Source organism: Halorientalis sp. LT38, assembly GCF_037031225.1.
Lineage (GTDB): Archaea > Halobacteriota > Halobacteria > Halobacteriales > Haloarculaceae > Halorientalis > Halorientalis halophila.
Genome location: NZ_JAYEZN010000002.1, coordinates 39,165 through 52,558, shown reverse-complemented (window position 1 = coordinate 52,558; position 13,394 = coordinate 39,165). Strand labels below are relative to the sequence as shown.

Annotated in this window: 15 protein-coding genes; 10 read left to right on the top strand and 5 right to left on the bottom strand. The window is 66.8% G+C overall.

Annotated features, from left to right (window positions below):
- The first annotated feature begins 1 nt into the window (after window position 1).
- Together U5918_RS18275 and U5918_RS18270 are read left to right on the top strand one after the other, a co-directional pair.
- Complete coding sequence (locus tag U5918_RS18275; protein WP_336003453.1) at window positions 2-1,372, top strand: nucleotide sugar dehydrogenase; 1,371 nt, start codon at window positions 2-4, stop codon at window positions 1,370-1,372.
- A gap of 404 nt (window positions 1,373-1,776) precedes the next feature.
- Window positions 1,777-2,376: a DUF7344 domain-containing protein gene (locus U5918_RS18270; RefSeq protein WP_418771381.1), complete on the top strand. Its 600-nt coding sequence runs from the start codon at window positions 1,777-1,779 to the stop codon at window positions 2,374-2,376.
- 166 nt (window positions 2,377-2,542) lie between these two features.
- On the opposite strand, the gene U5918_RS18265 is transcribed toward U5918_RS18270, so the two are convergent.
- The 3 genes from U5918_RS18265 to U5918_RS18255 all read right to left on the bottom strand — a co-directional run bounded on the left by U5918_RS18265 (window position 2,543) and on the right by U5918_RS18255 (window position 3,780).
- The gene (locus U5918_RS18265) at window positions 2,543-2,737 is read right to left on the bottom strand and encodes a DUF7511 domain-containing protein (RefSeq protein WP_336003451.1); all 195 of its coding nucleotides are present in this window, start codon (window positions 2,735-2,737) and stop codon (window positions 2,543-2,545) included.
- Window positions 2,738-2,842: 105 nt separating this feature from the next.
- Window positions 2,843-3,211, bottom strand: coding sequence for a hypothetical protein (locus tag U5918_RS18260; protein ID WP_336003450.1), 369 nt, complete (start codon window positions 3,209-3,211; stop codon window positions 2,843-2,845).
- 275 nt (window positions 3,212-3,486) lie between these two features.
- On the bottom strand, window positions 3,487-3,780 hold the full coding sequence (locus tag U5918_RS18255) for a PadR family transcriptional regulator (RefSeq protein ID WP_336003449.1): 294 nt from the start codon (window positions 3,778-3,780) through the stop codon (window positions 3,487-3,489).
- A gap of 1,373 nt (window positions 3,781-5,153) precedes the next feature.
- Between U5918_RS18255 and U5918_RS18250 the strand changes: the two genes are divergently transcribed.
- Window positions 5,154-6,641, top strand: coding sequence for an alpha,alpha-trehalose-phosphate synthase (UDP-forming) (locus U5918_RS18250; protein WP_336003448.1), 1,488 nt, complete (start codon window positions 5,154-5,156; stop codon window positions 6,639-6,641).
- Window positions 6,642-6,735: 94 nt separating this feature from the next.
- Entirely contained in the window at window positions 6,736-7,512 is a 777-nt protein-coding gene (gene otsB / locus U5918_RS18245) for a trehalose-phosphatase (protein ID WP_336003447.1), read from the top strand.
- A gap of 86 nt (window positions 7,513-7,598) precedes the next feature.
- Here otsB and U5918_RS18240 read toward each other — a convergent pair whose 3' ends face one another.
- Window positions 7,599-8,630, bottom strand: a complete 1,032-nt coding sequence (locus U5918_RS18240; protein WP_336003446.1) for a Gfo/Idh/MocA family protein — start codon at window positions 8,628-8,630, stop codon at window positions 7,599-7,601.
- 128 nt (window positions 8,631-8,758) lie between these two features.
- Between U5918_RS18240 and U5918_RS18235 the strand changes: the two genes are divergently transcribed.
- The 5 genes from U5918_RS18235 (at window position 8,759) to U5918_RS18215 (ending at window position 12,273) form a co-directional block, all read left to right on the top strand.
- Window positions 8,759-9,007, top strand: coding sequence for a hypothetical protein (locus U5918_RS18235; RefSeq protein WP_336003445.1), 249 nt, complete (start codon window positions 8,759-8,761; stop codon window positions 9,005-9,007).
- A gap of 130 nt (window positions 9,008-9,137) precedes the next feature.
- Complete coding sequence (locus tag U5918_RS18230) at window positions 9,138-10,103, top strand: sugar phosphate isomerase/epimerase family protein (protein WP_336003443.1); 966 nt, start codon at window positions 9,138-9,140, stop codon at window positions 10,101-10,103.
- Entirely contained in the window at window positions 10,100-11,197 is a 1,098-nt protein-coding gene (locus U5918_RS18225; protein WP_336003441.1) for a Gfo/Idh/MocA family protein, read from the top strand. The genes U5918_RS18230 and U5918_RS18225 overlap by 4 nt, the downstream gene beginning before the upstream one ends.
- A 57-nt stretch (window positions 11,198-11,254) precedes the next feature.
- Entirely contained in the window at window positions 11,255-11,614 is a 360-nt protein-coding gene (locus tag U5918_RS18220; protein WP_336003440.1) for a hypothetical protein, read from the top strand.
- Window positions 11,615-11,727: 113 nt separating this feature from the next.
- Window positions 11,728-12,273, top strand: coding sequence for a four-helix bundle copper-binding protein (locus U5918_RS18215; RefSeq protein WP_336003439.1), 546 nt, complete (start codon window positions 11,728-11,730; stop codon window positions 12,271-12,273).
- Between the two features lie 227 nt (window positions 12,274-12,500).
- Here U5918_RS18215 and U5918_RS18210 read toward each other — a convergent pair whose 3' ends face one another.
- Window positions 12,501-13,259, bottom strand: a complete 759-nt coding sequence (locus U5918_RS18210; RefSeq protein WP_336003438.1) for a hypothetical protein — start codon at window positions 13,257-13,259, stop codon at window positions 12,501-12,503.
- Between U5918_RS18210 and U5918_RS18205 the strand changes: the two genes are divergently transcribed.
- Window positions 13,245-13,394, top strand: coding sequence for a hypothetical protein (locus tag U5918_RS18205; protein WP_336003436.1), 150 nt, complete (start codon window positions 13,245-13,247; stop codon window positions 13,392-13,394). The genes U5918_RS18210 and U5918_RS18205 overlap by 15 nt on opposite strands.

Sequence of the window (13,394 nt, the reverse complement as noted above, 5' to 3'; positions counted from 1 at the left end):
CATGCACCGACAGCAAGCTTCTGACGGGTCGCTGTACGGTAGCGAGACCGATCCGGCCGAGCGACGGGCCGCGGTCCGGGCCGGTCGCGTCCCGGTCGCGGTCTACGGGCTCGGCAAGATGGGGCTCCCGCTCGCGACGGTCCTGGCCGAGACCACCGGCAACGTCGTCGGCGTGGACGTCGACGCGGCGGTCGTCGACGCGATCAACGACGGGCGCAGTCCGGTGACCGGCGAGCCGGGCCTGGACGACGCGCTCCGGACGGTGGTCGAGGCGGACTCGCTCCAGGCGACGACCGAGGGCGACGCGGCGGCCGCCGACGCGGCGGTCCACGTCGTCATCGTTCCCACGCTCGTCTCGGACGGCAGCCCCGACCTGTCGACGCTCCGGGCGGCCATCTCGGCGGTGGCGAGCGGCCTCGATCCCGGCGACCTGGTCTGCATCGAGTCGACCGTCCCGCCGGGGACCTGCGACGAGGTGGTCGCGCCGCTGCTCGAAGCCGAGAGCGACTGCGAGCGCGGCGAGTTCGGCGTCGCCTTCTGCCCCGAGCGCACCGCCAGCGGCCGCGCGCTGCAGGACGTCCGGGGCGCGTATCCGAAGGTCGTCGGCGGGATCGACGAGGAGAGCACGCGAGCGGCCGCGGCCCTCTACGACGAGGTGACCGACAACGAGGTCCACGCCGTGGCGGACGCCCGGACCGCCGAGTGCGTGAAGGTGTTCGAGGGCGTCTACCGCGACGTCAACATCGCCCTGGCGAACGAACTCGCCACGCTGGCGGAGGAACTGGGCGTCGACGTGTACGCGGCCATCGAGGCTGCCAACACCCAGCCGTACTGCGATCTGCACCGCCCCGGCGCGGGCGTCGGCGGCCACTGCATCCCCTACTACCCGTACTTCCTCATCGACACCTGTGAGACCGGGACGCCGCTCCTGGAGCGGGCCCGGCGGATCAACGACGCCATGCCCGAGTACGCGGTCGGGAAACTGTTCGCGGGACTGGCCGACGCCGGCGTCGATCCGGCCGACGCCACGGTGGCCGTGCTGGGCTTCGCGTACCGCCCCGGCGTGGACGAGACGCGCGAAGCGCCGGGCGCCGCCATCGCGTCGTCGCTTCGAGCGGCGGGCGTCGACGTGGTCGGCGTCGACCCTGTCGTCGACCTGGACGGGTTCGACGTCGAAAGCGCGAGCGTCGCCGACCTTCCGGACGTGGATCTCGACGGCGTCGTCCTCGCGACGGCCCACCCGGAGTTCGAGCGCCTGGACTGGGGTTCGCTCGACGATCTGGTCGTCGTCGACGGGCGCGATGCGATCGAGGCGGACGCGGTGAACGGCCCCGTCCGGACGATCGGCGTCGGGACTGGTGCGCGGAATTGAACCGTTCAATTTTCAATAATGTATTTTGGAAGATAACGGTGGCGTGGATCGCGGCCGTCGCGCGAGTCGAGGACCGCTCATCTGCCCACCAGCTGCCGATACGTATGGCCTAGCCGGCCGATCCGGACGGTCGTAATCCGTATTACTGACCTTCGTTTTCTTGTGTGAGTACTGTATGCGGTTTCAGCACACTTACGTCCCTATTCATATCCTATACGACAAATAACAATTAAGTGCCTACCTGACGTTCGTGTAGACGCCACGGATAAACCACGGCGTTCCCACGTGGCGACGGTCATAGGGAGAGCCCTACCAGCAGTAATGGAGCGAATGGAGACGCGCTCCGGTAGGTCGACCGCCTGGGAGGGGAACGATTTGGAATCCGAGAGACGGGTGATTAGTACATGAGTACACAGGAAACGGGGTCAACCGGACCTACCACGAAACCGATCGAAGAATCGCCTACGGAATCGACAACGGATGCGGAAGGGGGTGAGGAGTCACCCGCCACGGAGCTGTCGTTAGATCTCATATTCGAAATTTTGAAAAACGAACGGCGTCGCGAAGTCATCAGATACCTGCGCGAGCACGAGCAACAGGTGACGCTTAGTGACCTCGCCGAACACATCGCCGCCCTGGAGAACGACACGGACATCGCCTCGATCACGTCGAGTCAGCGAAAGCGCGTGTACGTCGGTCTCTACCAGTGTCATCTGCCGAAGATGGCCGACATGGGGATCGTCCAGTTCAACCAGAACCGTGGGATCGTCTCCCTCGGCCAGAACGCGCCCCAGCTCTACGAGTACCTGGACAACCAGTCACCGAAGACGCGGCCGTGGCACCGATACTACCTCGGGCTGAGCGGCGGCGGCGGCGCCCTCTTTTTGATCAGCCTCCTGATGGGCGGGATGGCGTCGGTGGTCGCACTCGGCGTGTTCTGCCTGGCCATCGGTGGCTTCTCGGCACTCCACGCGATCGAAGCGGACGCCGGTCGGGACGAGTAAGTCGCCGGCCGGTACGACTCACTTCGGCAACGTTCGACCGGCACGAGTTCGTTCGACAGAGTTCGACCCAGTCATCGCCCCTGTCTGTGACGACCCGCCGTCACCACCGCGGGGGAGCGGTGTTTCGATTCTTCGACGCCCGCCGGTTCCCGCCGGCACCGCCCCGTTACCGGTTGTCGTACAGATCGACGAGCTGGTCGGCCTCGGCGGTGATCCACCGTGACATCCGATCGACCCCCGTCGATTCGGGGTTGAAAATCGTACAGCGATCCGGCGCGTCGTCGTCCTCGACGACGACCGAGACCAGTTCTGGATCCGTTACTCCGTCCGTCACGTCCTCGATCTGGTGACCCTCGTCCATGCTACCACCTCGTACACCGCACGCGCGACGTCGATCCATGGCTGACGTGGCGATGGGTTAGTTATAGAGGGGTTACGAGCCACACCGTGACAGGCGCCCCCGTGCCTACGAGAAGGTGCGTACACACAGTAATACAGCGTTGTACACAGTCGCAAGTGTGAACAGTGCGACCAGCGGGAGATAGCCGAGCAGGTAAGCCGCGTCGCCACTCAGATCGGTCTCCGTGTCCCGCTCGATAATCCGCGCGGCGAATTCGACGACGAGGACGACCACGCCGAGAACGACCAGGGTCAGCCAGCACAGTCCGACGATCCCGAAGCGGGCGACGATGGCTGCGGCCACGGGATTGCGCTCGGTGAGCCCGTCGACGACGACGAGACCGAGGATGGTCGTCGTCAGGTCGCCGGCCTTGGTCAGCACGAGTGCCAGGATCCAGGGGGCGGACACGGACCGGAACGATAGTCTGGATCGCACTGCCCGGCTCTGGATCACCATCGCCGCGGAAGAGAATCGGCCGGTCGGTGGCGATTCGATCCCGTCGAGCGCCGGCCGCTCGGCTCTATCGATCGCCGGCTGTTCAGTCCCGCCGGTCGCCAGTTACTCTGTGGCGCCGATGGACGCGCTGTACTGTCCGTCCGGACCGTCGGTGCCGGCGTGGATCGGAGCATCGAACGATACCGACGGCTGACGGACGGTTTGTTACCCGGTGGCTGCGAACCGGGAGCGGTTCGAGAGTCCCCGCCCGGTGTTCACGTCGTGATGGCCTGTTTTTCCTGCAGGTACTGGTCCTCCCACTCCCGGCGGTCCTGGAGCTCCCGGAGTCCGCGGTCGGTCAGTTTGTACACGTTCGTGCGTCGGTCCTTCTTGCCTTTCTTGATGAGTCCTTTCTTCACGAGCTCGTCCAGGTTCGGATACAGCCGCCCGTGGTGGATCTCTGATTCGTAGTACTTTTCGAGTTCGTCCTTGACTGCGAGGCCGTGTGGGTCGTTCAGGCCCGCAACCAAGTACATGATGTCTCGTTGGAAACCAGTCAAGTCGAACATGGGTCCATCTTTTCGTTATGAACGTTCGTCTATAGTTATACACCGACTATCCCACTCGCTCCGACGTATGCACAGCCTATCGACGATCACACGCATCGACTACGAGTGACCCGACACCAGCTGACCGGGATGTGACACTGTCGACTGAACTACCGGACCCGCTGCTGACAGCTGAGATATTAAAGAATAGTTATATAAGATGTCTTAATCGGACACCGGGTTTCCGGTGAAATGGTTTATAAGTAAGAGGGGTGCGCGCGCACACCGGGTTTCCGGTGAAACGGGGGGAAGAGGGGGTGGGGGTGGAGTTGAAACGGGGGTCGGGGTGGGATTCCGGGTGTGGAGCGGGACGAGAACCGGGGCCCAGATCGAGTGCAACGGACGCGAAAACGGCTAATGACAGACAGACAGATAGACAGAGACCGGTCCTAGACGACTCGAGACACGGAACGAGGTGTATCCCAGGCGGGACGGGCAGCTGAAGGTACGGGCGTACGCAGCCAACAGGAGTGGACTCAAGGACTCAACAGCAGGAGTCAACAGCAAGACTGACGGGAAGACTGACGGGAAGACTGACGGGAAGACTGACGGGAAGACCGACGGCAAGACCGACAGCAGAAGTGTGCAGCACGATCGTTTCGACTGGCTCGCTCGAGCCGTCGTGATGACTGAGTCATCACTTTCTTTGTTGTGATGTACTTGGCTAGCTTTTCTCACTACACCTATTTAAACTTAATTGCTGTGGCAACAAATCTAGGGATCTTGCAGCTGGATCGACAACACTAGCGGAGACTAGCGGAGAGAACAGCAAGTGTATATCGTATTACAACGAAAACGCGAGAGGAGAGGCCTGCTCTCCTGCCAATTCACCGGAAACCCGGTGTGTCCCTCCGTCCCGTTCCGGCAACTGGCGGGTCTCTGACCACCTTCCCGACATCTGGCAGCAGCCCCCCTCTCAGAACCGTTTTCACCGGAAACCCGGTGTGCGCGCGCACTCACATTCATCCTTCCGCCAGTCCCGTCCCCAGACTCTCCTCCCTTCCTCCCCCACCTCCCCTCCCCCACCCTTCTCCCCCGTTTCACCGGAAACCCGGTGTGCGCGCGCGGCCACCCACTTCGATCCTTCCGCCCGTCCCACCGCCACTCGCGACCACTCCTTTCAGATGCAGGCACCATCGCCTTGTCCCGGCATAGCCTGCCATCCGTTCGAGCCGTCGAAGTACCCATTCGGGATCATGCACGATTTCACTCACTCATCGCGGCACGGCTACGGGACCGGCGAGCACGGATCGACGAACGTTCCATCGGGGCGAGAGTCGGGGCGCGGATCGAACCGGCGACGCGAATCGAACCGGCAACGGGAATCCCCGGGATTGCGAGATCCGACCATCGGGGATGGCCCGGATCGGCAACTGGTCGTGGTCTCGAACCGACAGCCGTACAGCCACGGGATCGAGGACGGTGACGTCACCGTCGACCGCCCGACCGGCGGTGTGACGGCGGGCCTCGACCCGGTGATGCAGGACGCCGGGGGCCTGTGGGTCGCGTGGGGTGACGGCGACGCGGACCGGGAGATCGTCGACGACGAGGGGTGCGTCGACGTCCCACCGGGCGAGGAATCGTACACGCTCAGGCGCGTCTGGCTCACCGAGGATGAGGTCTCGAACTACTACTACGGATTCAGCAACCAGGTTCTCTGGCCGCTCTGTCACTCCTTTCTCGGGCACGTGAACTGCGAGTCCGAGTTCTGGGAGGCCTACCGGACGGTCAACGACCGGTTCGCCGAGAACGCCGTCGCCAGCGTCGACGAGAACCGGGCCGACAGGATCACGATCTGGTTTCACGACTACCACTTCGCGCTCGCGCCGCGCGCGGTCCGCCGCGAACTCGGCCCGGACGCCGACATCGCCCAGTTCTGGCACATCCCCTGGCCTGCGTGGGACACCTTCCGCGCCTGTCCGCGGCGACACGACCTCCTCAGGGGGCTGCTCGGCTGCTCCCGGATCGGGTTCCACACGGAACGGTACGCCGACAACTTCCTCGAGTGCGTCGCGACCGCCGTCGACGAAGCGACCGTCGACTGGCAGGGCCGCCGGATCGACTATCAGGGCCGGGACGTGACCGTCCAGGCGGTGCCGATGGGCGTCCCCGTCGACGACGTCCGGGAGGCCGCGACGTCGCCGGAAGCCAGGGCCTTCCCGCAGCAACTCCGGGCTCGCAACGACGTCACCGAGGACGTACGGCTCGCGGTCGGCGTCGACCGCCTCGACTACACGAAGGGGATCCCCGAACGCCTCCGCGCGCTCGAACAGCTGTGGGAGGACAGCCCCGAACGCCGCGGGGAGTTGACCTACGTCCAGGTCGCGAGCGTCAGCCGCTCGCGGATTCCGGCGTACGAGGCCATCCGTGACGAAGTCACTGACTGCGTCGAACGGATCAACGAGCGCTTCGGGACCGAAGACTGGCAACCGGTACTCTACACCACGGCGCACCTGTCGCAGTCGGAACTGTACGGCCTCTACCGCGAGGCCGATCTCGCGCTGGTGAGCCCCATCCGCGACGGGATGAACCTCGTCGCACAGGAGTTCGTCGCGGCACAGGGAGCCGATCCCGGCGTGCTCGTCCTGAGCCGGGGCACCGGCGCGTACGACGAGATCGGGGAACACGCGCTCGCGATCGACCCGTTCGACCGCGCCGACTTCGCGACGACGATCGAGGACGCGCTCGCGATGCCGAGCGAGGAGCGCCGCCAGCGCATGGCGGGCCTCCGACGGGCCGTCGCGGCCCGAAACCTGCAGTCGTGGGTCCGCCGGATTCTCCGACCGAACCGCCCCACTGCCCCGCGACGCCAGCCGACGTGAGCGATCACACCCCTCAAAAGCCGTGACCCAACCAACCGACGCTGGTGGACGAGACCGGTTATCGAACGACAGGCTGTCACACACGAAAGACGCGGTGACCGCCAGCGACGAGATCGCGGGACGTCTCGCCGCCGGCACAGCCCTCCTGGTGGCGACCGACTTCGACGGGACGCTCGCCCCGATCGCGGAGGATCCCTCGATCCCGGAGATCACCCCCGCCAACGCACGCGTCCTGGGCCGTCTCGCGGCCCACCCCGACGCCGTGGTCGCGATCGTGAGCGGACGCGAACTCGTCGATCTCCGGGGCCGGGTCGCGCTCGAGGGTGCAATCTACGCCGGCAACCACGGCCTGGAACTGCAGCGGGGGGCGGAGACGGTCGTTCACCCGACGGCTCGCCGGCGGCGGCCCGCAATCGACCGCGCCCGCCGCATCCTCGCCCGGGAACTCGGCGACGTCCCGGGCTGTTCGATCGAGGACAAATCGCTCTCGCTCACCGTCCACTACAGACGCGTGCCGCCGGACGTCCGGCCGACGGTCCCGGAACGGATCGACGAACTCGCGCCCGCGCTGGGCGAGGACGTCCACCTGGTTCCCGGCCGGGAGTCGGTCGAGGTGCGGCCGCGCGTCGAGTGGGACAAAGGCCGGGCGGTGGAGTGGATCGCCGCGGACCTGCCCGCAGGCCACCGGACGATCTATCTCGGCGACGACACCACCGACGAGGACGTGTTCCGGACGCTCCGACCGGTCGACGTCGGCGTCCGCGTCGGCACCGACGCGACCGACGCCGAGTTCCGCCTCGATTCACAGCGCGCCGTCGCGCCCTTCCTGGACTGGCTCGCCGAGACCGTCTTCCGTCGGCCAGTCGGGTGATTTCCGGGGATCGACTCGACAGTGACGGTTCTGTTCGACCGAGGCGGTCCTGTTCGACGACGGCGATTACTGTTCGATGACGACGATTACTGCTCGACGGCGGCCCCGTCGATGATCGACTGGACCGAGACGGTCGAGCCGGAGGCGGCCGCCTGGTAGGCGGCTTCGGTGACCGCGGTGACGGTGAGGCCGACGGTTCCGGGTACCGCCGACTCCGCGGTGCCCTCGATGGCGTCGGCGAAGTTCCGGAGCTTTCGCCGGTTCAGGGCGTCGAAGTCGGCGTCGATGGTCATCTCGGTCCGGTAGGTCGCGCCGTCACGTTCGGTGACGACCAGTTCGTCGTCCATGTACGAGATCGAACCGCTCGTGCCCCAGAAGCGGTACCCCTCTCTCGGGGTGAGGTCGACGCCGTCGCCGACGATGGCGACGCTCGCCAGGACCGGCTGGTCGTCGCGTTCCATGCCGATGGTCAGCACGCTGTTGACGTCGATATCGGGCATGGCGTACTCGATCTGGGCCGAGACGGTGGTGGGATGGGCGTGCGTGAGCCAGAGCAGCGTGTCGATGACGTGCGAGCCGGTGTCGTAGAGCTGCCCGCCGCCGGACAGCGACGGGTCGACCCGCCAGGTGCCGCGGTGGTTGTCGATCCAGTTCTGGCTGACGAAACAGTTGACGGAGTGGAGGTGGCCGATCCGGCCGCTCCCGAGCAGGCGGTCGATCTCGCGGAACCCCTCGTGGAAGCGTCGCTGGTAGCCGACCTGCAGGACGAGGTCGCGCTCGGTCGCCGTCTGGACGAGCGTCTTCGCGTTGCCGACGTCCGTCACCATCGGTTTCTCGACGAGGACGTGGAGGCCGCGATCCAGGCACGCCATCGCCTGGTCGTAGTGCAGCGTGTGCGGGGTGACGATCGTGACCGCGTCGAGTTCCGCGGCGTGTTCGTGGAGGAGGGCACGGTGGGTCTCGTAGGCCGGCGCGTGAAACTCCCGTTCGAAGAGGTCGCGGGCGTCGGCGGTGATGTCGGCGGCCGCCACGATCTCGACGCTCCCCAGCTCGCGGTAGGTCTTGGCCTGGAGGTAGCCGAGTCCACCGACTCCGATGACGCCGATCTGCAGGGCCATACACCTCGTGGGGGATTGGAAGCGAAAGGTCTGACGCTGCCCAATTTCGCGCGAGTGACAGACGCCGGCGCCGAGCCGCACGGCAACCAAAGAGTCATGCCGTGAGGCGTTGTATCACACGTACCAACATGCCGACTTGCCCCGTCTGTGAGCGGCCGGTTTCCTACGACCGCCTCGCGAGACACGAGCGGTATTGCACGGGCAGCGACGACGCCGGGGTGGGCGCCCTGCCGTTCGAGCGGATCGACCGACGGATCGAGGCCGTCGAACGCCGGATGTACCGCCGACTCCGCGCCCTCGAATCGGAACTCGAGGTCAAGCGCTCCCGTACCGACGAGAACGGCGGGACGAACAGCCGGTCCCGCCCGCGGCGATAAGACAGCCGGCCTCGCACACGGCGACGACGGCGACGGAGACGACCGCAACCCCCCACGCAACGTCCCGCGTCCCGCGACCGTCGGGTCCGCTGACAGGGAGCTATTAACAGCCGGACGTTGAACGGTCGCCATGGACCTCGGTGTCCTGACCGTCCCCCTCGGGCAGCGCCCGCTCGGGGACGCGCTCGACTACCTCGCCGATCTCGGCGTCGACGCCGTCGAACTGGGATGTGGCGGGTTCCCCGGGAGCGACCACCTCGAACCCGCTGCCCTCGTCGACGACCCCGACCGCCGGACGGCCCTCCGGCGCACTCTCGACGACCGGGACCTGTCGGTCAGCGCTCTGGCCACCCACAACAACCCGCTCCATCCCGATCCGGAGCGGGCCGAGACTGCCGATCGGGAACTCCGCCGGGCGATCCGGCTGGCGGACGCGCTCGACGTGCCCGCGGTCACCTGCTTCTCCGGCCTCCCGGGCGGGAGCCCCGACGACGCGACGCCGAACTGGATCACCGCTGCCTGGCCGCCCGAGCACGCCGACGCCCTCGCGTACCAGTGGGAGCGGGCGACCGAGTACTGGCCCGACGTCGCCGCGCTCGCGGCCGACCGCGGCGTCGACATCGCGATCGAGATGCACCCGAACATGCTCGTCCACGAACCCCACGGGCTCGCCAGGCTCAGGGACGCGACGAACGAACGCGTGGGGGCGAACTTCGACCCGTCGCACCTCTACTGGCAGGGGATCGATCCGGTCGCGGCGATCCGGTGGCTGGGCGACCGGGACGCGATCCACCACGTCCACGCCAAGGACACGGAGCTGTACCCCGACCGGTGTCGGACCCGGGGCGTCCTCGACACGACGCCGCTGGATCGGCCGGCCGAGCGGTCCTGGCTGTTCCGCACCGTGGGGTACGGCCACGGGGAGCGCCACTGGAAACGAATCGTCACCGCGCTGCGACTGGTCGGCTACGACGGCGCGGTGAGCATCGAACACGAGGACGCCCTGCTGAGTCCCCAGGAGGGGCTGGAGAAGGCCGTCGAACTGCTCGACCGGGTCCTGATCGAGACCGATCCCGGGGAGGCGTTCTGGGCGTGACCCTCCGCATCGGCTTCCTCGGGTACGGGTTCATGGGTCGGGCGCACGCGAACGCCCTGGCGCGGCTCCCCATGTTCTTCCCGGACGCCCCGGAGACGGAACGGCGGGTTCTGATCGGGCGCGACGAGTCGGCCCTGGAGACGGCGGCCGACCGGCTGGGCTTCGCCGAGACCGCGACCGGCTGGCGCGAGGCCATCGACGACGTGGACGTCCTGTTCAATCTCGCGCCGAACTTCCTCCACGCCGAGCCGTCGATTACCGCCCTCGAACGGGACGTGCACGTCCTCTGTGAGAAACCCCTCGCGGACGAGTTCGACGACGCCGACAGGATGGCCGCGACCGCGGCGGAGAGCGACGCGACGGCGGCCATCGCGTTCAACTATCGGTTCCTGCCCGCGGTCGCGCGAGCGAAACGGCTGGTCGAGCGCGGCGCACTCGGCGAGATCCGCGCCTTTCGCGGGCAGTACCTCCAGGACTGGCTGCTCGATCCCGACGCGCCGTGGTCCTGGCGGCTGGATGCGGACCTCGCCGGCAGCGGGGCGCTGGGCGACCTCGGCGCGCACACGCTGGACCTCGCACGGTACCTCGTGGGCGACGTCGAACGGGTCAGTGGTCACACCCGGACGTTCGTCGAGGAACGACCGGATCCCGAGGGCGACGGGACCAGTGCGGTCACGGTCGACGACGCATACAGTGCCCAGCTAGCGTTCGAGAACGGGGCGATGGGATCCGTCGAGGCCTCCCGGGTCGCGCCCGGGCGGAAGAACGACCACCGGCTCGAACTCGACGGGACCGAGGGGGCGCTCCGGTGGTCGCTGGAGCGGCCGAACGAACTGCTCGTCCGCCGCGCCGACGCCCGCGGGTTCGAGCGGGAACTCGTCACCGAGGCCGAGGACCCCTACGTCGAGCACTGGTGGCCCCCCGGGCACGTCCTCGGCTGGGAACACGCCATCGTCAACCAGGACTCCGAGTTCCTGCGCGCCGTCGCGACCGACGGTGCGTACGATCCCGACTTCGAGGCGGGCCTGGCGGTCCAGCGGCTGCTCGACGCGATCCAGCGAGCCGACCGCGACGGCCGCTGGGTCGAGATCTGAGCGGGCCGCGTCCAGAAGCCCCCCTATAACAACGGTCGCGGGTGGGAGAGAGGCGGCATGGCCGTCATCGACACCCTGATCGTGTTCGCGGTGAGCCTCCTGATCGGCGCGCTCGGTATCTACGTCGGGGCCCGGGTAATCACGAACACCGAGGACTTCACGTACGCGCTCATCACCGCGCTGATCGGGGCCGCCGTCTGGGTGCTCGTCGCGTTCCTGATCGGGTGGATACCGCTCCTGGGACCGCTCGTGGCCCTGATCGCGTACATCGCGGTCATCAACTACCGCTACCCGGGCGGATGGCTCAACGCCATCGCCATCGCGCTGATCGCCTGGCTCGCGTCGCTGATCGTCATCGCCATCCTCGCGGCGCTCGGCGTGACCACCTTCGACGCGGCGGGCGTCCCCGGGGTCTAGACGGTCCCGCCGCCGGACGGCGACGGATACGCCGGGGTTACCTGAGATAACCGTGCTATACCTATGGCGCCCCTCGTGAAACTGGCAGCCGGGCGTTCGACGCCCGTGTTAGCATGACAGGAGGCCAGTTCCAGCAGTCGAGCGGCGCACAGACCGGGCAGCAGTACGCCAAACAGCCCCAGCAGCAGTCGGGCGGGATCCAGGGCCAACAGCAGGGATCGACGACGCAGGGCGGCCAGCACCAGGGCCAGCAGCTCACCGAGAGCATCAGCCGCGCCATCGACGTCTGCTCCTGGTGTGCCGACCAGTGTATCCAGGAGAGCAACCCCCAGATGGTCGAGTGCATCCGGCTCTGCGAAGACGTGGCCGAGATCGGCGAGGCCGCGGTCGCCATGCTACCGCGTAACTCCCGGTTCGGACAGGAGATCCTCCAGACCTTCCAGCAGTCGGTCCAGGCCTGTGCCCAGGAGTGCGCACAGCATCAGAACCCGCACTGCCAGGAGTGCGCCCAGACCCTCGGACAGACGATGCAGGCCGTCCAGCAGGGAATGGGATCGACGCAGGGCGGTGGCATGCAGTCCGGCGGGATGCAGTCCAGCGGTATGCAGTCCGGTGGCATGCAGCCCGGCAAGCAGGGCGGTGCGACCCAGGGGTTCTAACCGTCGCCAAGAAACGGCTGCAACGGTATAACGGCTCCTTAGAAACCCTAACCGACGAAACGGTTAATTGGAGGGGAGTGGCAGCCTCCGACGGGGACGCGACACCGACCCCGTCGACGCCGACCCGGGACTTCTCCCCCGGGACAGGAACGGGCGCAAAGACACCAGCCGACAGCGGCGCGACATACCAGATCATGAGTCAGGAAAACCGACAGCAGACAGGACAGTCACAGCGAGGCTCCGAACGACAGCAGACGGGGACCCAGCAGGGACTCGGGCAGCGCCAGCAGGGCCAGACCGACTTCGGACAGCAGGGACAGGCCGAATTGGGCCAGCAGCGCGAACAGTACCAGCCCCAGCAGCAGCCACAGCAGGGAATCCAGTCCCAGCAGCCACAACAGCAAGGGGCCACGCAGGGGTTCGGGCAACAGCAGCCCCAGACGGGGCAACAGCAGCAGCCCGAGCAGATGGGCCAGCAACAGCCCCAGCAGCAGGGACAACAGCGTCAGCAACCCCAGGGGACGGGCCAGCAGCAGTCGCCCGGGTTCGGCGGTGGCCAGATGCAGGAGAGCCAGCAGGGGGCCCAGGAGATACAACAGCGAGCCCAGAAAGAGATCGGGCAACAGGCCGAACAGCTCGGTCAGATGACCGAAGGGATCGGAAAGGGAATCGAAGTGCTGGGCCAGGAGACCAAGCAACCGGGGCAGCAGGGCCAGCCGTCCCAGCAGGGCCAGCCGTCCCAGCAGGGCCAGCCGTCCCAGCAGGGCCAACCATCCCAGCAGGGCCAACCATCCCAGCAGCAACAGCAGCAGCCGCAGATGGGGCAACAGAAATCCCCACAGACGGGCCAACAGCAGCAGCCCCAGATGGGCCAGCGACAGCAACGGCAGCCCCAACAAGGGATTCAGTCCCAGCAGCAACCCCAGATCGGACAGCAACAGCCCGAGATGGGCCGGCAACAGCAGCCTCAAATGGGCCAGCAGCAACAGCCCCAGCAGACCGGCACGCAGGAACAGACCGGCCAGCAGGGCGGCCAGCAATCACAGGGCGGGCTCCAGTACAAGCAGCAGGAGCAGCAGGAGCAGCAGGGCCAGAAAGGCCAGAGCCGTCAGCAGTTCTGA